23 protein-coding genes are annotated in these 24,535 nt (G+C 45.5%); 12 read left to right on the plus strand and 11 right to left on the minus strand.

Annotation, left to right across the window (positions count from 1 at the left end; all coding sequences use genetic code 11):
- Positions 1-275: 275 nt before the first annotated feature.
- The 4 genes from MKX40_RS25300 to MKX40_RS25315 all read left to right on the plus strand — a co-directional run bounded on the left by MKX40_RS25300 (position 276) and on the right by MKX40_RS25315 (position 5,354).
- Positions 276-1,922, plus strand: coding sequence for an RNA polymerase sigma factor (locus tag MKX40_RS25300; RefSeq protein ID WP_339237465.1), 1,647 nt, complete (start codon positions 276-278; stop codon positions 1,920-1,922).
- Positions 1,923-2,356: 434 nt separating this feature from the next.
- Complete coding sequence (locus MKX40_RS25305; protein WP_339237467.1) at positions 2,357-3,163, plus strand: hypothetical protein; 807 nt, start codon at positions 2,357-2,359, stop codon at positions 3,161-3,163.
- A gap of 225 nt (positions 3,164-3,388) precedes the next feature.
- Positions 3,389-4,777 carry an N-acetylmuramoyl-L-alanine amidase family protein gene (locus MKX40_RS25310; protein ID WP_339237469.1) on the plus strand — a complete coding sequence of 463 codons (1,389 nt, stop codon included), beginning with the start codon at positions 3,389-3,391 and terminating at the stop codon, positions 4,775-4,777.
- 31 nt (positions 4,778-4,808) lie between these two features.
- On the plus strand, positions 4,809-5,354 hold the full coding sequence (locus tag MKX40_RS25315) for a GerMN domain-containing protein (RefSeq protein WP_339237472.1): 546 nt from the start codon (positions 4,809-4,811) through the stop codon (positions 5,352-5,354).
- Positions 5,355-5,474: 120 nt separating this feature from the next.
- On the opposite strand, the gene MKX40_RS25320 is transcribed toward MKX40_RS25315, so the two are convergent.
- Together MKX40_RS25320 and MKX40_RS25325 are read right to left on the minus strand one after the other, a co-directional pair.
- Positions 5,475-7,010: a helicase DnaB gene (locus MKX40_RS25320; RefSeq protein ID WP_253440624.1), complete on the minus strand. Its 1,536-nt coding sequence runs from the start codon at positions 7,008-7,010 to the stop codon at positions 5,475-5,477.
- Positions 7,011-7,395: 385 nt separating this feature from the next.
- A complete protein-coding gene (locus tag MKX40_RS25325) occupies positions 7,396-7,689 on the minus strand; it encodes a YuiB family protein (protein WP_339237474.1) in 294 nt (97 codons plus the stop codon).
- Positions 7,690-7,971: 282 nt separating this feature from the next.
- Here MKX40_RS25325 and hemQ point away from each other — a divergent pair, with 282 nt between their 5' ends.
- Complete coding sequence (gene hemQ, locus MKX40_RS25330) at positions 7,972-8,718, plus strand: hydrogen peroxide-dependent heme synthase (RefSeq protein WP_062837936.1); 747 nt, start codon at positions 7,972-7,974, stop codon at positions 8,716-8,718.
- 293 nt (positions 8,719-9,011) lie between these two features.
- On the opposite strand, the gene MKX40_RS25335 is transcribed toward hemQ, so the two are convergent.
- Both MKX40_RS25335 and MKX40_RS25340 read right to left on the minus strand, forming a co-directional pair.
- A complete protein-coding gene (locus MKX40_RS25335) occupies positions 9,012-9,266 on the minus strand; it encodes a hypothetical protein (RefSeq protein WP_339237475.1) in 255 nt (84 codons plus the stop codon).
- Positions 9,263-10,456 (minus strand): NAD(P)/FAD-dependent oxidoreductase, encoded by a 1,194-nt coding sequence (locus MKX40_RS25340; RefSeq protein WP_036605766.1) that lies wholly within the window; start codon positions 10,454-10,456, stop codon positions 9,263-9,265. The genes MKX40_RS25335 and MKX40_RS25340 overlap by 4 nt, the downstream gene beginning before the upstream one ends.
- A gap of 539 nt (positions 10,457-10,995) precedes the next feature.
- Between MKX40_RS25340 and MKX40_RS25345 the strand changes: the two genes are divergently transcribed.
- Together MKX40_RS25345 and MKX40_RS25350 are read left to right on the plus strand one after the other, a co-directional pair.
- Complete coding sequence (locus tag MKX40_RS25345) at positions 10,996-11,997, plus strand: NAD(P)/FAD-dependent oxidoreductase (RefSeq protein ID WP_339237477.1); 1,002 nt, start codon at positions 10,996-10,998, stop codon at positions 11,995-11,997.
- A gap of 76 nt (positions 11,998-12,073) precedes the next feature.
- Entirely contained in the window at positions 12,074-12,325 is a 252-nt protein-coding gene (locus MKX40_RS25350) for a hypothetical protein (RefSeq protein ID WP_339237478.1), read from the plus strand.
- Between the two features lie 21 nt (positions 12,326-12,346).
- Here MKX40_RS25350 and MKX40_RS25355 read toward each other — a convergent pair whose 3' ends face one another.
- Complete coding sequence (locus MKX40_RS25355) at positions 12,347-12,490, minus strand: sporulation histidine kinase inhibitor Sda (protein ID WP_017692430.1); 144 nt, start codon at positions 12,488-12,490, stop codon at positions 12,347-12,349.
- A 354-nt stretch (positions 12,491-12,844) separates the two neighbouring features.
- Positions 12,845-13,504, minus strand: coding sequence for a YheC/YheD family protein (locus tag MKX40_RS25360; RefSeq protein WP_339237480.1), 660 nt, complete (start codon positions 13,502-13,504; stop codon positions 12,845-12,847).
- A 237-nt stretch (positions 13,505-13,741) separates the two neighbouring features.
- On the opposite strand from MKX40_RS25360, the gene MKX40_RS25365 reads away from it, so the two are divergent.
- Together MKX40_RS25365 and MKX40_RS25370 are read left to right on the plus strand one after the other, a co-directional pair.
- On the plus strand, positions 13,742-13,996 hold the full coding sequence (locus MKX40_RS25365; RefSeq protein WP_062837940.1) for a hypothetical protein: 255 nt from the start codon (positions 13,742-13,744) through the stop codon (positions 13,994-13,996).
- A gap of 26 nt (positions 13,997-14,022) precedes the next feature.
- Complete coding sequence (locus MKX40_RS25370) at positions 14,023-15,552, plus strand: Ppx/GppA phosphatase family protein (protein WP_339237483.1); 1,530 nt, start codon at positions 14,023-14,025, stop codon at positions 15,550-15,552.
- Here the strand turns inward: MKX40_RS25370 and ppk1 are convergent.
- Positions 15,512-17,593, minus strand: coding sequence for a polyphosphate kinase 1 (ppk1, locus tag MKX40_RS25375; RefSeq protein WP_339237486.1), 2,082 nt, complete (start codon positions 17,591-17,593; stop codon positions 15,512-15,514). The two genes, MKX40_RS25370 and ppk1, sit on opposite strands and share 41 nt — an antisense overlap.
- Positions 17,594-17,841: 248 nt before the next feature.
- Between ppk1 and MKX40_RS25380 the strand changes: the two genes are divergently transcribed.
- The 3 genes from MKX40_RS25380 (at position 17,842) to MKX40_RS25390 (ending at position 20,393) form a co-directional block, all read left to right on the plus strand.
- Entirely contained in the window at positions 17,842-18,069 is a 228-nt protein-coding gene (locus tag MKX40_RS25380; RefSeq protein WP_017692425.1) for a hypothetical protein, read from the plus strand.
- Between the two features lie 383 nt (positions 18,070-18,452).
- Entirely contained in the window at positions 18,453-19,466 is a 1,014-nt protein-coding gene (locus MKX40_RS25385; RefSeq protein WP_339243201.1) for a glycosyl hydrolase 53 family protein, read from the plus strand.
- Positions 19,467-19,937: 471 nt separating this feature from the next.
- On the plus strand, positions 19,938-20,393 hold the full coding sequence (locus tag MKX40_RS25390) for a hypothetical protein (RefSeq protein ID WP_339237489.1): 456 nt from the start codon (positions 19,938-19,940) through the stop codon (positions 20,391-20,393).
- 330 nt (positions 20,394-20,723) lie between these two features.
- On the opposite strand, the gene MKX40_RS25395 is transcribed toward MKX40_RS25390, so the two are convergent.
- From MKX40_RS25395 to MKX40_RS25410, 4 genes are all read right to left on the minus strand, one after another.
- Entirely contained in the window at positions 20,724-22,001 is a 1,278-nt protein-coding gene (locus MKX40_RS25395) for an MFS transporter (protein WP_339237492.1), read from the minus strand.
- 76 nt (positions 22,002-22,077) lie between these two features.
- The gene (locus MKX40_RS25400) at positions 22,078-22,530 is read right to left on the minus strand and encodes an NUDIX domain-containing protein (protein WP_339237494.1); all 453 of its coding nucleotides are present in this window, start codon (positions 22,528-22,530) and stop codon (positions 22,078-22,080) included.
- Between the two features lie 226 nt (positions 22,531-22,756).
- Positions 22,757-23,635 carry an EamA family transporter RarD gene (gene rarD, locus MKX40_RS25405; RefSeq protein ID WP_339237497.1) on the minus strand — a complete coding sequence of 293 codons (879 nt, stop codon included), beginning with the start codon at positions 23,633-23,635 and terminating at the stop codon, positions 22,757-22,759.
- Positions 23,636-23,784: 149 nt separating this feature from the next.
- A complete protein-coding gene (locus MKX40_RS25410; RefSeq protein ID WP_339237500.1) occupies positions 23,785-24,390 on the minus strand; it encodes a hypothetical protein in 606 nt (201 codons plus the stop codon).
- Positions 24,391-24,535 lie beyond the last annotated feature (145 nt).

A 24,535-nucleotide genomic window follows, 5' to 3' on the forward strand; every position in this document is an offset into this window, starting at 1 on the left:
CCATAGTTGGACGAAAAAAAGTATCTTTATATACTAAAAGTGAGAACTTTACATCAAAAGTAATCTTCAACTTGTTTAACTCTTTTCCAATATACTTAACAAAAGTTCATATCGTCTCTTTAACCATTGAAATGACCTACTTATGATGTTTGTAATTATACGTGTATGAGTGATCCGTAGGACGTCCAAATTTTTAAAAAAATAATCCCAACCTTTATTTCGCCTGGCACACTATATAATTGTCAGGAATTACAGATGCAACTATGGAGGAAACAATGGATTCAATTAGTACAAACGGAAAAGAAGTCGCAGAAGCGATTCGGAGCTATGTGAAACCGATTTTCGGTTTTGCGTTAAACCGGGTCAAGCACCGGGCCGAAGCGGAGGATCTGGCTCAGGAGATTATGCTGCAGTTGTTAAAATCCTTCTCTGGGCTGCGGGACATTAGAAGCCTTGACGCTTACGTCTGGACGGTTGCTCGATACACTTGGGTGAATTGGTTGAAAAAGCGCGAGCACGCTCCCCAAGTAATCGAAATCAACGGTATGTCTGAACTGTCTGCCGCCCCTTCCCGGGAGCCGCTTGACCGGTTGCTGGCAACCGAAGCTTCACGCGAGCTGCGCCGAGAAGTCGCGTTTCTGTCCGATATTCATCGCCGGATCGTGGTCATGCATTACTACGAAGAGCTTAAAATCAGCGATATCGCGATTGCTCTGGACATTCCTGCAGGCACGGTGAAGTGGCATTTGAGCGAAGCTAAAAAGGAGTTACGGAAAGGGATGAAACGTATGCGTGCAACAGGAACTTTAAGTGTCAATCCAATCAGCATGGGGGAAATGGGTCATTCCGGTTCGGCCGGCAAAATGGGCGAAACCAACGATTTTCTTGGGCGCGCCTTGGCGCAAAATATCGTTTACGCGGCTTATCACAAGGCGCGTACCGTGCATCAAATCGCGGAGGAGCTCGGAATGCCGCCATCTTTGCTGGAAGGCGAAGTCCAGCACCTGGCCGATTACAATTTTCTCATCCAAACCTCTCCCGGCAAATATCAAAGCAATACCATCGTCTGGGACCTTTTCGAGTTGGCCGTAGCCGGTCATCAATTCTGGCAAGATTGCGCCGCCGAAGTGGCCGATGTTCATTTCGACGCGTTAATGGAAGTTCGCCGGCAAGTCGAGGATAGCGGAGTATACGTTCCAGACGGCGACTATAACTTCCTGCTCTGGACCTTGCTGCCCAAGAACATCGAGGAGCAATCTTGGCGGAGCATGCCGGCTGGCGAAAACTTCGATGCGGTCGCACCAATGCGAAAGGACGGAGGTCAATATATTGCCTATGCGGCGTTAAATCGGAGCCACTATGCCGATCCGGGTTTTGATATGAGTAGTTTCGTCACCTTCGGTCCGTCGCTTCGCTACGTCGAAGACTCTCCTTTATACTTGTGGCAATTCAATACGTACTGGAGCGACCGCCAGATGGATTGGCGTTTCCTGGAATATCGGAATGTCGAGATTTGTCACGCGTTCCAACAAGGGGAACTGCCCGACAACGAAGAGAACGCTGAGCAATATTCGTTCCTGCTGGAGAAGGGGTACATCCGCAAGACAAAGGAGGGGTACAAGTTCAATGCGGTTTGGATGGACTCCCCGCAAACGTTGGATCGGTTGAACAAGGCAATGCCGGATTTGTCCGCTCTGTATGCGCCTGCTGTCGGCAAGCTCTACGACAAAATGCTCAACCTGTTCCTGCAAAATCAGCCGAAGCATCTGGAGCCGCAGCTTGCTTACATGGTGAGAGGCAACACCGGCGGAGGCCGGCTTGTCGCTTATATTTTGAAGCATTTGATCGATAACGGGAAGCTGAAACCGCCGTTGCCGCATCAGCAGAAGACGATTTCAACCTGGATGGGACCGGTCAAGTAAGTCGGTTCGGAGGTGTATACGAAGAATAGTCGTTCCCGGGCAGTGGCCATTTTTACACAAAACTCTGTCTGTCCAACGAAGTGATTAGGACATCTCTATTTCACAAGGCCCCCTCCTGAACGTATGGAAATGATTAAAAACTACCCATGACGCATGTGCGTCATGGGTAGTTTTTAATCGCAATCGTATCTGCCAGAGTTCTCCTCTACCTTACGATTTTTTATCTTTCTTGTTGTCACGTTTTAAAACCTCACTTCAAATCATCTCTAAAATTTCATATCTTTACAAATTAATCATGATAAGCAAAGATTGTAGTAGTCTACGAGCCATTTGTTTTCTGCAACGCCTATAAGTTAACTAGTTCTCTGAAATGTCACAACGATCTGGAGGAAATCACATCAGGTAACCGCCTCCCAACTTAAGGAGTGATAATCATGAAATACACCCATGCTTTATTATCAAGCATCATTGTTTTAGGTAACTTAGGCACGTTATCCACTGCACCAATTTCATTTCATGCTTCTGATAAAGTAGCACACATTGCTACTAAAACAACTTCTGTGAACGCTTCGACATACCAGAATATACCTAAGTTCCATAAAACGATCGGCTCAAACAAAATGGTCTGGAAAGGTGACAACACCACTATAACTGCAAATACTGTAGAGCAGGATGCTGCTGCCGACTTTGAGCACAACATGATTGACACGATCACAGTTGCTCATGGTAAAGAAAAACACATCCTGCATACGGAAGACTTTGGAGTGAAATTAATCGATATCACAAGTGTTGCTGAATCTCCATCTAATAGCTGGATTGCTATCCGAGCAGAAAAAAGTGCCGGCAGCAATCTTATTCTTGTGAACGTTAAAACAGGAAAGTACATCATCTTAAACGAACGTCTTGAAAACGCAGGTAAACAAGATGTCGAAACCATTACATCTTATAATTGGTCACCAAAAGAAGACATCATTGCATTTGCTTATGGAAATACGGAGAAGAGCATTTTAGCCATATACGATACAAAGAAAGACCGTTTAGTTCATCTCCCTCGGGCAACCAACTATATTAGCACAGGTTTAATTTTATGGCATAAAAACGGAAAAAATATGGATTACATTAGTGAGTATCCTTCAGATCAATGGATTCTTTTCAGATACGATACCACAAGCAAAAAAGTTAAACCTGTAAAAAAGATGACTCGGAAAGAATCTCAGCAGTGGTTTAAATTAGATAAATAACATCATTATTTAACTCCCTTCCCTTGTCCCCTGCCTACTGACAACAGTTCTCTTGTCCATATTTTGTAGTAAACCGTTTTTCTTTACGACTTTCATGTCCTTTGTAGCGTTCATATTAGTGAACAGAATATTATAGTAAATTTGGGTTTCATCAAAGAAACAGGAGGTGATTGGTTTTTCCCCGTTAGAAGTCTAGTACTACGCAAATTAAAACCGAGGTGTAAAATGAAGAAATCTATCATCCTGTTACTATTCAGTACGCTGCTACTCTTGCTAATCCCCATGCACACCCATGCAGCTACGAATCAAACTAAAATTATTTTAGATGGCCAGGAGCTAGTTTTACCTCATGATATTGAAGTCGTTAATGTACGAAACAATATTATGATTCCGATTCGGGTAGTCGCTGAGAATTTAAAATTCAACGTGAAGTGGGACCAAAAAACACAAAATGTAAATATCGAACAAGCTTCCAATGCAATCTCCTTGACCGTTGGAAAGGATCAAGCTACAGTCCAGAACAACACCGTCCAACTTAATATCGCTCCACAAATGATCAAGAATACGGTTGTTGTTCCCCTACGTTTTGTTAGTGAAGAGATGGGTCTGAGAGTGGGCTGGAATAACAAAGACAAGATTGTTACGCTAACTAGCAATAATGTATCACAACCAGCTTCACCCTCTCATGGAAATGATGCAGGCACTAACCTGGTTCATGATATAACGTATGCCAATAATCAACTCGTCGTCTCATTGGACCGTGAAGTTGCTCCAGTCATATCTACACTTAAAAATCCCGAACGAATTATTTTGGATTTCCCATCCACCAATTTCGGAAATATGGGACAGGTCCCCTCTGGAGGATCCATGGGAAGACTGAATGTTAACGAATTCCCAAGTGTTACTGATATACGTTATTCTCTTTTCAAAAATGATCCTCCTCAGGTTCGAATCGTAATCGAATTAAACAATATAAATTCGGTGAATTACACACAACAGACAATCGCCGGCAAATTTATCTTTGATCTAAGTATGGCTAATGAACCTGCACCTGCAACTCCTGTGAACAGCGGCAAGAAAATCGTCATTATTGATCCGGGACATGGAGGAAGTGATCCAGGTACAATAAGTTACACTAAGCAACCCGAGAAACATTTTGCCCTTGCTTTAGGGCTAAAAGTGCAGGCTCTTTTGAAAAAGGAACCTGACATAGAACTAATAATGACTCGGGAAACAGATATCTACCCTACACGACCGGAACGTGTCAAACTTGCCAACGATCTCAACGCAGATGTGTTTGTATCTATACACGGTAACAGCGTCCCTGCTGCTCCTCAGATATCGGGAACGGAAACGTATTATTACCAACGGGAGAGCAGTAAAGTACTAGCGACCCTCATTCATAAAAATCTGATCGATGCCTTGGGATTTAAAGATCGTGGTGTTAAGAACGGAAACTACCAGGTGATCCGAGAAACTACAATGTCTGCCGTTCTTCTAGAAATCGGATTCTTAAGCAACCAGATGGAAGAAGAGGCCATGATGTCAGAAAGCAATCAAAATAAAGCAGCACAGGCCATTGTGGATGGGATAAAAGAGTATTTGAAGCTATAGGGCAGTGAATAATTCAAGAGGATGTGCTTCTATGAAAAAAAGAATCTATGTGGCTATCGCAATATGTGCAATAAGCATACTAGCGATAGGGTGCGGTAGCAAACCTACTTCTACTGGTCCAGTGCAGGGTTCCGATCCTGTAAATACGACACCAGCGCCAACAGCTAACCCAAGCGAAGAAAATGGAGAATCTCAAGAAATTGAGGTTTTTTACGCAGATGATCAATTATTACAAGTAGAGCAACGTAAGAAGGAAATTACATTCAAAGATGACTCCGAAAAATACAGTAAGACTTATGCAGCACTTCAAAGTAGTGATCAAACCGAACTAATTCCATTGTGGAGTAATATTGAACTGCTTTCTGCTACTTTTGATCAAGGGAAATTAACGCTGGATGTGCATATTCCGGATGAAGCAAGATTAGGGTCTGGCGGAGAACTCTTAGCGATCGATGCTTTGAAAGGAACCTTTTTTCAGTTTGATGAAGTAACCCGTATTGATTTGCTTGTTGATGGAGATGCAACTGACAGTTTAATGGGTCATGTAGAATTAGAACATCCACTAACCCGTGAATAGATCCATCCGATGGAACATACAAAGCATGATTTAAAAATAAGAGCCATTCGCATTAATACGTTGCGAATGGCTCTTATTCCTTTGGTAAAAGTGGACTTGCACTTCTTCTTGGTCAGGGAGTTATGAAGTTCCTTTTTGTTTACTCGCCTGCATCTGCTGGGCAAATCTCATCATCTCTTCGAACTCTTCCTCAGATACGGCATCCCCATCGTTGCTTATGTCTTGTACAATCGGAATTTCGGGCTTAGCTTTGGTTCCTTTGCCGTATGTACGGGTACGGGTTCCAGCTGCACCAGCAGCCTGTTTACCTTTGACCTTGGCCTGATCACGAATATATTGCACAGCTTTCTCATATGAGTTCACCTGTTTGAGCAACATGTTGGAGGCAATGGCCTCAACGAAGTTACGGTTAATCCGCTGCTCTCCGCCAGATACAAGTAATGCCATCAGATAATGAATCAATACATTGATGACTTCACCAGGCAACTTGTAGCTCAGATCAATTTTCTCAAATATATCAATCAGATTGTCCGGTACTGCACCTGGGAAGAACGTCTGCAACAGGCGGGTATACGGCTCGTTACGCAACATCATATTGTATTGATGAATATCACACTTCGTCATGAATTGCGGGGGTACTTCGACGTAATATTCCATCTGTACTCCATGCTCAACAGGTGGTTCACCGGAGTCTTCTTTCCGCTCTGGCTCCTCCATATGCTGCCTCAGTGCCACAACCTTGGCTGCCTGTACAGTCTGTTGCTCATGGCGCTTCTTCGTCTGTCTGAACTGCATGCTCGCTTTATGCTGAAGATCATCCAGAATCAGCTGGCCCTGTGGAGTGAAGATATCATCTTCATCCAACAGACGGCATACATCCTGCACACTAAGATTGAACTTGTTCACTACGTAATTCACAATGCCCAGTTGTTCATGATCGAATCGCAACTGCTCTACATGACGGCGATTGACCGACTCGCGCGGGAAACGCAAAATAATGTCTGCATAGTTCAAACTGTTTTCTTCCGCTGCATCGTTCGTGCCTGTCCGCTGGGCCGTTGTTGATACTTCCGACAATGCTTGCTCCAACTCGTAATCAATCACATGAGTATTCAATTCAAATATATCGTAAAAGGGAACAGAAATATTCTCTTTGTTGGCTGCGGGATAAGGCGCGTCCCCATTTTCCACTGCCGAGAACCCGGAACGCAGAGAAAGGACGGCGAATTTGCCTATCTTGTCACGAAGCAGCAGTGTCAAATGCTGTGTCCGGAAAAACTCTGCCGGAGAGAGCGGCGGTTGCAGCTCATATTCGTAGATGTAATCATCATTCTCCGGTATATATAGCCGTGAAGTCTGAAGTAGTCCCACCGCTTCAAGCTTGGATGCCTGCTCTACCAGATATTTACGCCCTTTCTCGCTTGGCTCCAGGCCAAGCGTCATGAACAGCCTCCGTTGCTGCTCCAGCGGCGAATAACCGACCTGTTCACCGGGAAGATGCTGAAACAACAGCCGATACAAGCCAACCGCAAAAGCACCTACCATGGGCTGATATGCTCCTGTAAGCATACGGTCATCCAGGGCGCTAAGTCCAAACTCCCTGTATACGCAGTAGCGATGATGTTCAGTATAATGGTGCAGATTCTTCATGCGCATAGCCTGATCTCCTTCTCCCCAAATGTGTGTTTATCTATTCTATCATAAATGTCTGATCCTCAAATGTTCAAAAACAGGTAAAAAGAGGGCCTGTTCTCGCTCCGTTTCGTCCTAGGTCGACATCATTCACGTTTTCGCCGAATTCAGCAAATTTCTAAAATAAAAATGTCGAGTGCCGCTAGAATACTATAAAAGCTGTAGCCGCAGAATACAAGGGATTCTCTAAAGAGAATGTTCTCCAAATGTATATGAAGTACAAGTGTACAATAAACCTTCTGATATAAGTGAACAGCAAAAAAGCCTTCCCTTTGTACTCGTAAGCGTTTACGACAAAGACAAGACTTTTACGCGATTACAGTGGCATGTGTTACCTCGTTCCAACAATCTAAAACATTTTGTACCCACCCAAACGTAACTTCTGGATCGTCCAGCCACTTATTACCGCACCAGCCAGTCCAGCGATGCCCGTCATATAGTCCACAAGCTGGAAAGAACTCAGATGTGACATCAGAGACGACGAATGATCCCATAGAGAGTATACAACAACAGGCAGAATTACAATGATGAACAGATAGGAAGGAAACCAGGTGGTCTTCATCAGCATGTTCAGAATGAAACCGATACCAAACATCATAACGAAAAATAATACCATTAATACCAACACAGGTATAAATTGCATCGGGCGACATTCACCTCTTCTTTCACACTTTCGGGTTTCACTTCTGGATAGTAGTTAGTGTACCGCAAAAAATGTGGCGAAGCAACGAACTTTCTGGACAAATTTCCCTATAATTGTGTACTGTTCATTTGCCCTTCTCCTTCATGTTGGGATACAATGTAAACGATAAAGCACTCACCCGTCCCTTATAGTGCGTGTTCAAAAAGACCGGTTTTCAGTGTGGACTTTTGAACAACCCCTTATAGGGATTTGGAAATATACCTTGCAGGAGGAACACAACCAATGAACGAAGCAGCATCAACACTGGAGGGCTGGTATGCCCTGCATGATTTTCGCTCGATTAACTGGGCCGCCTGGAAAGCAGCAGATGATGAAGAACGTGCTGTAGCACTGGACGAGCTTCAGGAATTCTGGAAAGAATGGAAAGAAGTCGAGGACTCATCCAAAGGAAGTACCGTTGTTTATACGGTTGTAGGTCAAAAAGCCGATCTCGTCATGATGCACCTGCGTGAAACGCTGGAAGATCTGAAGGCTGTTGAGAACGCGTTTAACAAAACGATGTTTGCCCAGTACACAACGAAGTCTTATTCTTACGTCAGTGTAGTGGAACTGAGCAACTACCTTGGCAAAGAAGGCGAAGACCCAATGCAGAATCCAGAGATTATCGCCCGTCTGAAACCTGTTCTGCCACAGCGGCAATACATCTGCTTCTATCCGATGAACAAAAAACGTGAGCTGAATGACAACTGGTACATGCTGTCCATGGACGAGCGTCGTACGATGATGCGCAGTCACGGCATGATTGGTCGCAGCTATGCGGGTAAAGTAAAACAGATTATTACCGGCTCTGTCGGTTTCGACGATTGGGAATGGGGCGTAACGCTGTTTGCGGATGATGCACTTCAGTTCAAGAAACTCGTCTATGAGATGCGTTTTGATGAAGTTAGCGCCCGTTATGGCGAATTCGGTTCGTTCTATGTGGGAAGTCTGTTGAACGAAGGAACGTTGGAAGACATGCTTAAGCTGTAAAAATAGTGCACCGCACAAAAAGCACCGCGACATCTCCTGTAAAGGATATTGTCAGCGGTGCTTTTTTATCTATGAATATTCTACTACCTCAAGCTTGATTTAGATCTATATTGTTTGAACTATTTATTTACACAAAAACGGAAAGGACAGAAAAAACCTGAAAAAGCGAAGCGTTCGCCTAAAAGCTTTCTGAAAGAAAGCTGCATCGGAAGCATACGCTATCACCGGATTTTCCCTTTAACAAAAGGGAATCAAAAAAATCTGGGGATAACAGCGATTGGAAGGTTATGTCTCTAATCCTCGTCCTCTTCATCAACAGCTTTCAGTGATTCGAGGAATTCGGCAGTGGCCCGGTCACGGTCACGACCTTTCTCCTTAAGCCGCTCAATCGCGGGCATAATGAGAATATCCACTTCTTTCTGCACGATGTAGGCCAGATCATATTGATCCTGTTCCTCCAGATAACCACCGACCTGCATCAGGGCGTTGTACCGATCCAGTTCGTCACGCGTCAATAACCCCCGGACCTGAACACTGCAATGTCTCATCCAAAAAACCGCCCTTTCTTCAGGACTAGCGGAATACCACCAATGATGAACAGATAACGCAGATCAACCAGCTTCTTCAACTGAGCCGCTTTCCAACCCTTGTACTTCTTGCCGCCTACAACAGCAATCGCTTCACCTTTACCCAATGAAGCAACCGTACCTTTGCTCGTAAATACAAAAGGCTGTGGCTGTTTCTTGCGAATGGATGCCACGACGTTCTTCGCGCAGTTCACACCCTGCTGCATCGCAATCTGGGCTGTTGGCGGGTAAGGCCGTCCTTCCGCGTTGAACACAAGTGAATTATCACCAATCACATAAACATGCTCATGTCCCGGGGCACGCAGATAGTCATCCACTTTTACCCGGCCACGCATCACTTCAAGACCGGCCTGTTCCAGCAGTGAGTTACCACGAATACCACCGGTCCACACCACTGTGGCAGCATCGAGCTTTTCACCCTCACCCACAATAACCCCATCGGGGAGACACTGTTTGATCGGAACACCAATTTTGAAGGTAACGCCCTTCTTCTTCAGCACGTTCATCGCATGTTCTACCAGTTCCGGGTCAAATCCAGGCAAGGCCGAAGGCGCTGCCTCTACATTATAGATGTGCACATGTTTAGGATTCACGTCGAACTCCTTGCACAGCTGTGGAATACGATCTGCAAGTTCAGCTACGAATTCAACACCACTGAAACCCGCTCCGCCTACAACAAAACGAATACGATTTCGTTTGTTATCGTTTTTGTACATCGCAAATTGATATTCGATGTGTTCTCGGATCAGTCTAACCGAGTTAATGCTGCGGATGGTCATGGCGTGATCAAGCATACCCGGAATACCGAAGGTCTCAGGCTCACCGCCTAGTCCAATAATCAGATAATCATAGGATAACGTGCCGTCCTCCAGAATAATCTTCCGATCCTGCAGACGAATCTCCTTGACAGAAGATTTAACCAGATCAATCTTGAACTCATCAATCAGCTTCGAAATAGGGACTCTTGCATGCTCAATGGTATCCGTGCCGGCTGCCGGCATATGTAGATGTGTAGTAATATAATGATAATCATGCCGGTTCACCAATGTGACGTCGGCCTCGTTGTAGTTCAATTCCTTCTGCAGCCGCTGGGCTGTCAGAATCCCGCCATAGCCCGCGCCGAGGATGACGATTTTGGGAATACTGCTCATGTCTATACCCCTTCCGGTTTCACTTGCATCAGCCCAATCTTGGTTGAGATGCAAAATGCACATACTTACAAATATTGATGAGGTCTTGCCCATTATGACGACAAATGTTAACTTCGCGAATTTATTTAAACGTTTGCATCAATTTCATAGCTCATTCCATTGATTCGTTTGCACGCAAGTTAGCGATTCAAGTTGTGAAATTAACCACAAGATTCTACAAAACACGGGATCTGTGCTCATATTACATATTGACTCTAAATTAGACAAAAAAACACATAGTACAGGTCAAGGATATCTGTATTTGTAGCAAAGATCAAGGTTTTTTTTGTTATTTTTCATAACCTTTCATTTCCAATTTCATCCTATTCTCATCTGATCTTCATCAATTATTCTCAGATTCGTGATACAGCTAACTTTGCAACCCTGAATACACCGTTTATAATAGGAAAGACAGTTCAGCACCCATGCCGGTTATGATCCGTAGCCTGCATATTTTTCCTGTTAACTACCTATTAAAATATGAAAGGTGTTGTTGATTCTTGACTGCACAGAATTCCAGTCATGATATGACTGATTTACTTATTATCGGTGGAGGCCCTGCGGGTCTGTTCGCCGCATTTTACGGTGGGATGCGTCAGGCATCCGTTACACTGGTTGAAAGCATGCCACAGCTTGGCGGACAACTTGCCGCTCTTTACCCGGAGAAATACATCTATGATGTCGCCGGATTCCCGAAAGTTACAGCTCAGGAACTGGTGAATAACCTGGTTGAGCAAATGAGTCATTTTAACCCGAACATCCGCCTTGAAGAAAAGGTTGTATCAGTGGAGAAAAAGGATGAGCAACATTTCATCGTGAAGACGGATGAGAATGAATATCATGCCAAAGCTGTCATTATTACAGCTGGTGTAGGTGCATTCGAACCACGTCGCCTGGAGCTTGAAGGTGCTGCCAAGTTCGAGAAGAGCAACCTGCACTACTTTATCAGTGATCTGAATGCCTTCGCGGGCAAAAAAGTACTGATCAGTGGCGGCGGTGACTCCGCGGTAGACTGGGCACTCATGCTCGAACCCATCGCTGAGCAAGTGACGCTGATCCACCGCCGGGACAAGTTCCGTGCGCATGAGCACAGTGTCGAAAATCTGATGAATTCCAAGGTGAATGTCGTTACACCGACCGAAATCACGGAACTTCATGGGGATGACACCATTACCAAGGTAACCCTTGCCCATGTAAAAACCAAAGAAACTCAGGAAATTGAAGTGGATGACGTAATTGTTAACTTCGGATTTGTCTCTTCTCTCGGACCCATTGCCGAGTGGGGCATCGAAATTGACAGCAACTCCATCGTTGTGGATTCCCGCATGGAAACATCCATTCCAGGGATCTTCGCTGCCGGGGATATCACCACATACCCGGGTAAATTGAAGCTGATCGCTGTCGGATTTGGCGAAGCTCCAACAGCCGTCAACAATGCGAAAGTATACTTCGATCCAGACGCCAAGTTGTCCCCAGGACACAGCAGTAACATGAAACGCTAGTTTCGCTGAATGAACATATATTGATACAAAAAAGGGTATCTTACTCCTGAATGAATCCAGATCAGGAGGGATACCCTTGTCTTATATATGCCCGCTGTGTAACGGTCTGGTTGTACCGGAGCAGGCTTGCCCCCACTGCCTTCAGGGACTGTTAGAATGCGGCAAATTGGACGACTACACCGGACCATACAGCCCCTACGTATTCCAATCTTCCTCTGACACGGCAGACGAAGTCGAAAACGTTTGCAATCATGTGTTGTACTGTCCACATTGTCAGACGAGCACGCCATGGCCTGTCTCACTATGGGACTTGTCCGGAAACCTGTAACATTGCCTGCAATGAGGATCTCTAGTGAAGAATGGCAGATACGTCGGTACCCAGTTTGCGCTTATGGATTTCTGCCAACAGCAGTGCGATGAAATCTCGTTCGAGATTCAACTCAATCGCTTTATGGTAGGAATCCAACAACATCTCATCGGATAACATAGCCATTTCCCGCCACAACCTTTCCTTTTTTTTCCTCAAAACTATCATATCAGAGTTTCATATAGAGAACAAGCGTTCTTGTTATCCACAACGTTATGTGGAAATCCTGTGCATAGTTTGTTGATAAATGGAAAAAATGTAGAGTAATCAACGTGTATAGTGTGGACAATATTTATGCACAGGCATGTTGTACTACGGTCAGAACGTTTATCTGCGTATTTTTTTGGAATAAATTCATAGTTTCAAGACTTGTTGCGAGTAAATTACCCGGTAATGTAAAATTTCAAACCTTTTTCATACTGTTTTCTTCTATATATTATCGGTTTTTCTTGGATTTTCTTGAGCTTTCCCATTCATTTTCTATTGGGGTCTGGTATTCACTTCCAGAATCCAGATCTTGCCTGAATAATCCAGTCCATAATCGAATCCAAGCTGACCAACACCAGGGAACTGACGTTCCATAATGTATGTGCATGTCAGTGTAAGTGAACGCATCTCCCTGCGTTTGTGTCGACCAGATATGTGGGGCAGGGATAAACCGAGAGCTTGCCTTCCTGATAACATGGTGCCACCCTTGCTCAGATTCGTTACACAAAGTCCGGGACGAGCGAGTCGTCCAACCAAGGAACGGAATACCCAGCCTCGGTCTGTTTTAACAACTTTGACTCTGTAATCAACAGGTCTCCCTTGAATCGTTGCCAAATGAATGCCTTGCTGGATCAAGTACCTGCGTCTAGCCTTTACACGCACCAGAGAGCGATACATCTGGCTGAAACTGGCGAAAGAACGTGTCGTTTTCATATGGGTGTATCGATAAGCCCCACCGCTCGCCGATACCCGAATAACACCATAACCTCCGCCACCTACAATAGGTTTGACGTACACCATTCCATAACGACTGAGCATGTGCAGCAGATTCCCTGAGTTGAACGCCTTGGTCTGTGGAATATGGACAGCAGCTACGGGGTATTTCATCAGTGCCGCTGTCTTCCGCCACTTGCTTGCAAGCTGTCTCGACATGGGTTGATCTCCTTCCCTAGAACAATAGTCCTTCCTTATACATACTCAACAGTAGCCTTGCTTTCTTGGATGTCTGTCCACGGCAGGGGCCCCTTTTCCATGAAACTTGTCCCAAGGTGATGGCGGAAACCGGAACAAGCGCCCGGTTTGCTTTTCAAACAAGTCAATCTGTCGTATGCTACTAAGGAACGGCTTGGAAGGGCTTAAATACGAGGATCTAAGGAGCGTTTAGAACAAATGGAAGCATTTTTCAAATCACTTTATGGCGTAGCCTATTTTGCAATGTCGATCGTTCTGGTAGCCGTTACGGTACTTCTCTTTGTCACAGGTATTCGACTGTTTATTCAAAAGCGCAATCGCGGCTTTGCCGTGAGTTGTCTTATATTTGCCTGTTTCATCGTCTTTATCATTGTTGTTATGTTAACCACGCCCTTCTCTGCCACACCGCCGGGTTCACCGGAAGCCATGGCTGCCCTTCTTCACTTCGGGTAGTTGAACCTCTGTAGAAGGAGATGCTTATGACACGTACTAATGAAACCATAGGAATTATTGATATCGGCTCGAACTCCATTCGTCTGGTTATCTATGAACTGGATCAGGATGCAGCCTATCGCATCATTCATGAAGACAAATACGCTGCTCGTCTGAGCAGCGTTGTTGAGTCGGATGGCACCATCCTTCGCCATTCTCTGGATAAAGCCATCACCATCTTGCGTCAATTCAAAGCGACCTGTGAAGCGTATCAGACCAAATTAATCCGTGCAGCAGCTACGGCAGCCATTCGTAATGCAAGCAATGTCCTGCAGATTATCGAATGGCTGGAGACAGAGACGGGGCTTACCATCGAATGTGTATCCGGAGATCGGGAGGCCTATTACGGTTTCCTTGGTGTTACTCAGTCCATTGATCTGGCAGACGGGTTCGTCGTAGATATTGGAGGCGGCAGTACGGAGATCACAGTCTTTCGGGATCGGAAGAGGTTAAATAGCATTTCCCTCCCCATTGGTGCAGTGAATTCACATGCCCGTTATGGGGGGGAAGATCAGTGGACCGAGGAGAATGTGAATGCGCTGTGCAATGAAGTCATTCAAGCTCTCCGTGGACAGGATTGGATTCATGAGCATCCTGGTCTGCCACTCATCGGACTTGGCGGCACGATGCGTACACTCGCCAAAGTGGAGCAGAAGCGTACCCAGTACTCGCTGCCTGTCACCCATCATTATGAGATCAGCGAGCAAGCAATGGAGAACATCGCTCGCTCCCTGCCACATCTCACTTCGGCACAGCGCAAAAAGGTGCCAGGGCTCGCTAAAGATCGCGCAGACATCATCGTGCCCGGCGTATTGATCCTGCGAACCGTCTTCCAGTTAATACAGGGAGATCGTTATGTGGTTAGTGGTGCAGGTCTGCGAGACGGGTTGCTGCGTGATTACTTGGCTGGAGGTCAGCCGGTCGTTCCGGACGCGCTGAAGGACAGCATCCGTAATTTTATCCATTTTGGTCCGCCTATTCCAGAGAAACGTCTGCAACGGATTCATCAGGATGCGGTTACCCTGTATACTGCACTAGAAGGTACTGCTCCTGATGAGGCAGATGCCCGAATCCTGTATGCGTCCTCCATGCTGCACATGGCAGGCAAGCAGATTAACTATTTCCGTTATGCGCAGCACTCGGCTTATTGGATTATGAATGCAAGCATCTATGGACTTTCCCACCGAGAGACGATCCTTAGTGCCAGTGCGGCCGATTATCATCCCAAAAAAAGAACGCCCCAGCTGCTTAATAAGCACCGGGACATTCTGAAAAACTCGGATGAGCGACATGCTCATCGTATAGGCTCTTTGCTGCGTGTAGCCGAAGCGATTAATCGATCCGAGAGCATCGCTGCGATTCAAGCAACCAAAGAAAACGGCTCGCTGCAGGTGCAGTTCACCTGTACAGCAGAGCCGTTACTGGAACTTGATGGTCTCGAAGAGGCCGTCAAGGATCTGAAGGAAGCCTGGGGAATTACGTTATCGTACTCCATTCAGCAGGTTTCCAAGGGATAATTCCCATAGCCTCCGTCTGACTTCTCAGCGGGGGCTTTTCATTTTTTACAAATACATAATTGCCACCAGGCATAAGCTCTCTGGCTTTGACATTATCATTAAGGGACAGATTAAGAATATCGACCAGCATCTTCTTCAGCTCTGGATCGAAAACGGGACACATCAGTTCAATTCTTCGATTGAGGTTACGTGTCATCCAGTCTGCACTGGAGATGAATACATCCGGGTTGCCGCTATTTTCAAAATAAAACAACCGTGAATGCTCCAGAAAACGATCCACAATGCTAATGACCCGAATATTCTCACTGAGCCCCTCGACCCCCGGACGCAGACAACATACGCCACGCACGATCAGATCAATCTGCACACCGGCCTGAGAAGCCTCGTACAACTCATCAATCATATCCTGATGGGATAAGGAATTGATCTTGGCTATGATTCTGGAAGGTTTGCCTTTCAGCGCGTGTTCCGTTTCTCGACGAATCAGTGAGAACAGCTCATCCTTCATACCATCTGGAGCTACACGGAACGCTTGCAATGCCTTCGGACCGGAATATCCGGTAATCTCATTGAACAACTCGGAGGCATCTTCCCCAATAATCGGATTGGAGGTGAACAGACCTACGTCCGTATACACTTTGGCTGTACTCTCATTGTAATTACCGGTTCCTACATGAACATATCGTCTCAACCCCTGCTGTTCCCGGCGTACGACAAGAATGATTTTGGCATGTGTCTTGAGTCCAACCAGCCCATAAACCACGTGACAACCGGCTTTCTCCAGCTTACGCGCCCAAGCAATGTTACGCTCCTCATCAAACCGGGCTTTCAGTTCCACTACCACCGTAACCTGCTTACCACTCTCAGCCGCAAGTGCAAGTGCCGGAATAAGGCGTGAATCGCCATTGACCCGATATAATGTCATCTTGATGGCCAGCACTCTTGGATCTTCCGAAGCCTCCAATATAAAATCAGTGACCGGTTCAAACGATTCATACGGATGATGCACCAGTACATCGCGTTTGCGCAGCAGCTCAAAATGACTTTCTCTTGGCAGAAACTCCGGTGGATAGACTGGCTTTACCGGACTGTATTTCAGATGTGAGAAACTTTCCAGACTGTCCACGAATCCAGCCAGAAAACTCAGATCGAGTGGTCCATCAATCTCGTACACCGGGTCCTGGATTTCGAATTCCTCCTGCAATTCCAATAAGGCATCCGGACGAAAATCTTTGCAGACCTCCAGTCGAACAGGAGCACCTCTGCGTCTGCGCCGTAATTCTTTTTCAATCGCTTCAAGCAGATCTTCCGCTTCCTCTTCATTAATGAACAGATCCGCATTGCGGGTCACCCGGAATTCCTGTGCAGCAAGCGAGATATAACCGCTGAAGAGTGTATGAATATGATGTTTGATGAGGTCTTCAATCAGGATGAACGTTTTCTTTTTGCTATTCGCCCGAATGGGAGCCTGAACTACCCGCGGAAGATTGGAAGGTACCTGGACAATGGCCATAAACGGCTCGCCCTCTTGCTCCCCTTCCTTCTGCAGCATTACGGACAGATAGACCGACTTGTTGTGCACCAATGGGAACGGACGACTCTGGTCAATCGCCATCGGTGTGAGTACCGGGAAAATAATATCATGAAAGTACTGGTCCATTGCGCGCTGTTGTGTCACATTAAGATCTGTATATTCCTGAATGTTTACGCCTTTCTTGGCGAGTAGACGAATGAGTTCACGATACGTTTTATATTGTTCGGCGACCATGCCCCCGGTTCGTTTGATCAATCTGCGGTACAATCCCGAAGGCGTGTATCCTGTAAAATCCTTTTGCGTGAATCCGGCCTTGATCTTCTCTTTCGTCTCTGCCACCCTTACACTGACGAACTCGTCCAGATTACTAGCGACAATACCGAGAAATCTCATGCGTTCCAGGAGAGGCGTTGTTGGATCCTGGGCCTCCTGAAGTACGCGCCGATTAAATTCAACCCAACTCAAATCACGATTAACGTAGTTACCTGTTTTGACGTCTCTATGCATGTATGGCCTCCGAATGTGTTGCATATCTATTCTTCGTTAGAAGTTCTCCTATAATTGTACTATTCGTAATCAACATCAAGCGTCAGCGCAGTGTAAACGCTACGTAAAATTTATGTAAATGATACCTCATGGCCGCAACTTTTTCCATCCCTTTACAAAGGTCAATAGACAGAGTAAAGTGAAGTACAGTGTGATTTGGTCCGGTTGCTAGTTCTCATTCCAAATATATCTGATTAAAGGAGTATATAATGAAATCCAACAAACCTAGAACGTTACAAAAAAATATAGAGTTTTTCACGGCGGCACTATCGCAATGTATGGTAAGCGCATGGCAGGAAGACCCGGCTGGCGTCTATTGTGAGGTCGGTTGTGGCATTGTAGAGCGGATCAGTGAAGACAGTGTACGCATCCGAAACAATGACGGAACGAAGAGTCATTATGCACGAGATATCACGATGTTCCAGACTGAAAAATAATTTTGCATCAATACGTAAAAAAGACTAGCTTTCCGAAACAAGGTGTTGTATACTCTTGCCACAAGGAAAGGAGGTGCGTCAACATTTCTAATCACATGTTGAACGTGTCCCTTACCCGATCCACTAGCTCAAATTAAATGAGTCTGGTGGAGGCGCGGGATACGGATCAATGTTTCAAAAAGCGCCACGGGTAGAAAAGCCGTCTTCGGACGGCTTTTTGTTTTGTCTTTTTCTGTAGAGAGGTTGAGAAAACACCCAAAATATTGGAAATAGACCCTTTAGTAGCGTAAACCAGGATGGCTATAATGAAGATGCAACTCAACCCAAATCCGAGGAGGCATCTTGTAATGTTCAAAAATGTAAGGGGTTTCAAGACATCCATCATGTTGGCTTTTGTTTTGTTATTCACCTCCATCCTGTTACCCGCAGGTCAGCATGCCAGCGCAGCACCAAGTTTCGCCAAAGGAGCAGACATCAGTTGGGTTCCCGGCATGGAAGCCCAAGGCTACAAATGGAAAGATAAAAACGGGGTACAGCGCGACATCATTGATATTTTGAAAAACGACTATCAAATCAACTCCGTTCGCATTCGAGTATTCGTTAATCCGTCGAATGATTATGGGAACGGTTACATGAATAAGGATCGTGCAGCTGCACTCGCACAACGTGCCAAGAATGCTGGCATGAGCGTAATGCTCACTCTGCACTACAGTGACTCTTGGGCAGACCCTGGTCAACAAACCAAACCTGCCGCATGGAAAAATTACACATTCCAACAGCTCATGGATGCGGTATGGAACCACACTCGTGATGTCATGACGGCGATGCAAAGCAAAGGCGTTACCCCGGACTGGGTACAGATCGGGAATGAAACAAGCAACGGCATGTTATGGGAAGATGGCAAAGCATCCACCAACATGAAAAACTATGCGTGGCTGGTAAACACAGGCCATAACGCAGTGAAATCCCTGAGCAGTGGCACCAAAACCATTGTGCATCTGGCAGGTGGAGATGATAACGCCCTCTATGTATGGAATATTGGTGGTCTGATTAATAACGGAGCCAACTTTGACATGATCGCCATGTCCCTCTATCCTTCCGCTTCCGGCTGGAACACCGCTGTGACCAATACGGTAAACAATGCCAAAGATCTGATCAACCGTTATGGCAAAGAGATCATCATCTCTGAAATTGGCATGGACAATAATCAGGCGGCAGCGGGTAAAAGTTTTGTTCAGGCGATGAAAAACCAAATTCGCAATCTGCCGAATGGCAAAGGTAAAGGTGTATTCTACTGGGAGCCTCAGGCTACACCAGGATACAACGGCGGCTATGGCAAAGGCGCATGGCAGTCCAACATGATGCCAACGGCGGTCATGGAAGGATTCATTGACTAGAACACAGAGAGGTTAGAAGTTTGGATGGGAGCAGTGGTGGCGTTCCGGGGGCGGATCGTTCTTACGATCGCTGTTATCCCCAGATTTTTATGAATTCCCCTTTTAGGGGGAAAATCCGGGGATAAAGGCGAACGCTTCGCTTCTTCAGAATCGATTCCTCCCCCTCCACTACGTTGCTGCTCCTTGAGAAACTTCTAAAACCGTGTGTAGTCAAATGGATTAGGTAGTACGGTGAAACAAGGGCTGAAGGCGCTATTCCCGGTGGGAGTGGCGCCTTTTTGTGATGAAGTGCGTTAAGGGGGCAGCGTGTGGCGTTCCGGGGTCGGATCGGGCACTTCTCAAGCATGTTGCGGTCAATCGAGAGTACACACTCAGGCTGGAGACTGATTTTCTTTTGGCTTACATATGAATATAATAAGTTTATTGAGATAACACATAGGATCAACTTCTTATTGGAGCGGGGGAAAATGGATGAGTTTTTTAAAAGGGATGGGGCAGTTGGCTGGGGAAGTTACCGGGAAAGTATTGGGCGGCAGTGTGCGGGTTGTGGGTGAACTTGCAGGAAGTCCTTTTATCAAAGAAATCGGGAACGGTGTAGAGAAAGCTACCATCAATACAGGCAAAACTGTTGGTCAACTTGCGAGTGGGACATATGATCTGGCCAGTGGTGCCATTCGAAAGGACGATACCGCCATAGATGCAGGGCTTGCCGATATTGGAGGTGCCGTAACCAATACTGCAAAAGGTGTAGCCATATCAGCCAAGTATGTATATAACAGCGGTAAAGATGTTGTTGTGGGTATGAAAGAGGAAGATAAGGACAGAGTCAAGCTTGGTGCCAAGAATCTTTTAGCTGCTGCTGCGGTAACAACACTCGCTGTCGGTGTCATTGATGCAGTTGATGGGCCTGAAGGTATAGATACGTAGGAATCCGGAGTCTGTGGTTTCCACGGATATCAGCTAAACCTTTCTTACTGGCCCCGAGATATAAGCGGCATACCAGCCGCTGTCTTAAATACGACCATGGCCCACCGTTTAGAAACAAAAAAGCATATTGTTTGGCTACATACTAAAAAGCTGATTCCAAATATCAATATCTTAAAATCAGCTTTTTACGACATTCCGTATTATTCTCGAAAATTCATACATGTCGAATCCGCTGGACCTGGATTCCATTTATCAAATAATCTCATAATTCATACTAGTTACTTATTTATAAAATTTCGTTTATAGAAAAGTTTTATCTAATCCCCTCAACTAATCCACCGTAGCTTCAGAAGTGGCCTTGTGCCGAAAAGCCTGGTAATTCAGCAACCCCACAACGATGGCTAATATAGTCAATCCGGACGCAAACAGGTAGAGGTTCACAATGCCTATATATTCGGCGAGCACAGCCATACCGAGCAAGGAAATGCAAAATATCAAATGCATAAGAGATGCCTGGGCAGACAATACCTTGGGCAGCAAATGTTTGGTCACTCCACTCTGAATCAAGGCACGGCGATTAATCATGGAAAGCTCTGCGAACGGCCCCATCAGCATAACGAATATGAGAGCAATGAAAGGCTCTGTGTTCAGTGCATAAAATGCAGTCAGTACGCCATAACCGGCCATACCGATCATCATCACGGCGAAATAACGGTTGCCAATCCTTCGTGCCAGAGCAATCACCAGCAAGCCTCCAGCTATGGTTCCAGCAAAATAAGCAGCATTGATGAATCCCCACCATTGCTCCCCTTGTCCCAGTGCGACTTGAACAAAAGCCAAGGTAAAGGCACCTACCCAGATTGAACCGCCAAGCATATCGATCATATCCATAAACGTAAGCACTCGTAGACGAGGAACATTCCATATTATTTTCCAGCCTTCGGTTAAGGTATGCCACCTGCTTGTTTTAAGTATAGGCAAGACATCAGAAGATATGTGCAACTCCTTTGCTCCAGTTTGCTTCTCCGTTGGTTCATAGACCCCAAGCGTAAATGCCGCAGCCAAACCATAAATAACTGCTGTTAACAGTAGCGTCGGGCTAGCCCCAATCAAGGCGACCACAACACCGCTTAGACCCCAACCTGCAAACTGTACAACCTGATCACTGACACTCATAAGTCCGTTCGCCTTAAGAAGACCTTGCTCGTGTGTCACGAGACGTGGAATAAGGGCATTCCGAGCCGGCGTTGTCCAGCCGTCGAGAAAGGACATGACAAATACAAGTGAAAATACGAACACCAGGGATGCTGCCTCTCCGGTGAGCTTCAAATAAATAGCCAGCCAAGCGAACAGCAGAAATTGCCCTGTTTGTGACAGCAGAAGAAGCCTCGACAACTTGAAACGTTGAATCAGCAAAGGGGCAATCAGACTGCTGAGCATCTGTGCCCCGCTGCGCATCAGCGGCAAAAGTGCTGCTGATATAAGCGAATCGGTCCGGTTAAGCACCATTACCGTAAGTGCCATAATATATAGTACATCGGCTGCATTCGCAGCCGTTTGCGTGGTCCAGAGGAAATAGAAAGGACGCGTTAAATAGGATGATTTCATGAACAATCGCCCACCGTTTCATAGCAAGTAAGGAAACAAAATTACAGTCTATCGAAAACCATTTCTATAAGCCATGTTACAGCTGGTCGTGGAATAGATTTAAGGAATATTCTTTTTGGGAGACTACATGTTCCATAATTTGTCGCATGACTCCCGGATCTCGTAACTTTAGCAAGTTCGGATTCAACAAATCCTCAGGAGCTACCCACATCGAATCCATGATCTCCGTTGTATCTAATCGAAGAGAACTACCAACAATTGTACCCTTGAAGTGGAATAAAACAACTTGACGATTGGTACTGCTAATAAAATTGTAAACCCCTGTAGTAGCTGTAAGTCTAACATCAAAACCTGTTTCTTCCTTGACTTCTCTTCGTGCTGCTTCCAAAATATCTTCACCATGTTCGACTCTACCTGAAGGGAAATTCCATGTATGTCTAACCGATTCCTTGTTTTCCTTAATTATAAGTATCTTATCGTTATGTATTATAGAAACACTCACAACCATTACAATCCCGTTTTGTGTCATTAGTTCGGACCCCCATAGCTGAAAATAGTCACTGCATCAATTAGAACATACGTTCCTGTTTTTGTAAATAAATAATTCATATCTCATTACACTGAGCTGCACTAAACCAAAGCACAAAAGCAGCCGACCTCATTGATCGACCGCCTTCTTGTGTGTTCGAATTTCCTTTCCATCCTTTGGAGTGAACGCCATTAGAACTTCATATGTTACAAGGATAGCTACGCCTTCAGCTTACCTTAGCAAGTCGCGTGGCACGCATCGATGCGGTTGCATATACGATAAGCGCAATCCAGATGAGCGCGAAACCAACGAGCAGAACTGGCGAGACCGTTTCCTTAAACACAAACACGCTTAGGATCAGCATGATTGTCGGCCCAATATACTGTACAAATCCGAGTGTGGACAACGACATCCGAGCTGCCGCCCGTGCAAAGAACAACAGCGGCAGCGCCGTCACCACGCCGGCTAGAAGTAATTCGATGAACATAGGTGCAGGCAGCGTCCATGCCGTTGCTTTTCCCACTATGGCCAAGTAGATCCAGTAGCCGAGTGCAATAGGCAGAACTACAGCGGTCTCCGAAAATAAGCCTACAGAAGGATCTTGCTTGATTTTTTTCTTCGCTAGACCGTACAAGCCAAATGACGCAGCCAACGAGATCGCGACCCATGGGAAACGCCCGTAGTCGATGGCAATGATAAGCACCGCGACACCAGCGATGGCAATCGCGAGCCATTGCCCACGGTTTGGCTTTTCATGAAGAAAGACAACCGCCAGCAGCACATTCAGTAACGGGTTCAAATAATAGCCCAGACTTGTCTCAACAACATGACCGTTGTTAACTGCCCAGATGAAGATCAGCCAGTTAATAGCAATTAGCAGCCCACTCGCGGTAAGGGACAGCAGGGTCGAACGACTGGTCAAGATGCGCTTCATGTCACCCCAACGACGTTGGACGGCAACGAAAATCCCCATAAAGACAAATGACCAGACGACCCTGTGCGATAAAATCTCACCTGCCGGTACATTTTCAAACAACTTCCAATACAGCGGGAGAACCCCCCACATGATATACGCAATGATTGCGTTGATTAATCCATTATTCATAACGATGTCCCCTCTTATTGCTCTAATGTCTCAACGGATTATACGCCTCCATCCTCGTTTTAGTAAAGGGGTAATAGGTCCTGCAAGCTGCCACACTCTCGTTCAACAGACTATTCTTTGAGCAAAAGTTTCACTTTAATACAACGAGATTATACTTTGCCCTTTTTCTTTCTTACAATCATAAAGAGGATAAAAATCGCTGCTAATACGACTATACCTACGATATACATATCAATATCTTGCTCAAACATAAACCACATTTTGTGTTCTAAGTTTACTTGTTGTTTGGGTGAATATCCTTCCCCGAATAGTTCAGTTGCTTGATTAATATTGTTCATTTCGATGGTCGAACTGCACGGACTACTGCTTAACTCGCCATTCGCCTCACTAAAGTAGATTAAGTATTTGTTGCCTTCCTTGAAATCAAACCCCCAAGTATAGTTCGTTCCGATAATTAGTTGAGAGCTAACTTCAGTATTCCAACTCCTCTCAGCTTCCACTAAAATATATCTAATTTTCTCTTTTGTGCCCGTAACCCCCTTTTGCTTTAAGTCCACCTTTATTTGCTTTACTTCTCCATAAACAGCACCTGTATTTCTTTCTAACTCTTCTTGGGGACTTCCCGATTCGGCACATGACAAAGCGTTAACATCTTGTACATTAGAACCAAAAAACACGGTAGAGATTAAAAACATCAACGTGATTATACGTAGCTTCAGTTTTTCCACCTTCTTCTCAAGACGTTTTTTGTGCATCTTTATTGACCTTTTCAATAGGAAAAATGTTGCATTTCGCTCTTGCTGTTATTTGAAGAAAAACAGCCGATCACATGGATCAGCTGCTTTCTCAGTTTTATTGGAGTATTACCTATACGTGTAAACCTGTTCCCTTTTTCCGTAG

The organism is Paenibacillus sp. FSL R5-0517 (genome assembly GCF_037974355.1).
Taxonomy (GTDB): Bacteria; Bacillota; Bacilli; order Paenibacillales; family Paenibacillaceae; genus Paenibacillus.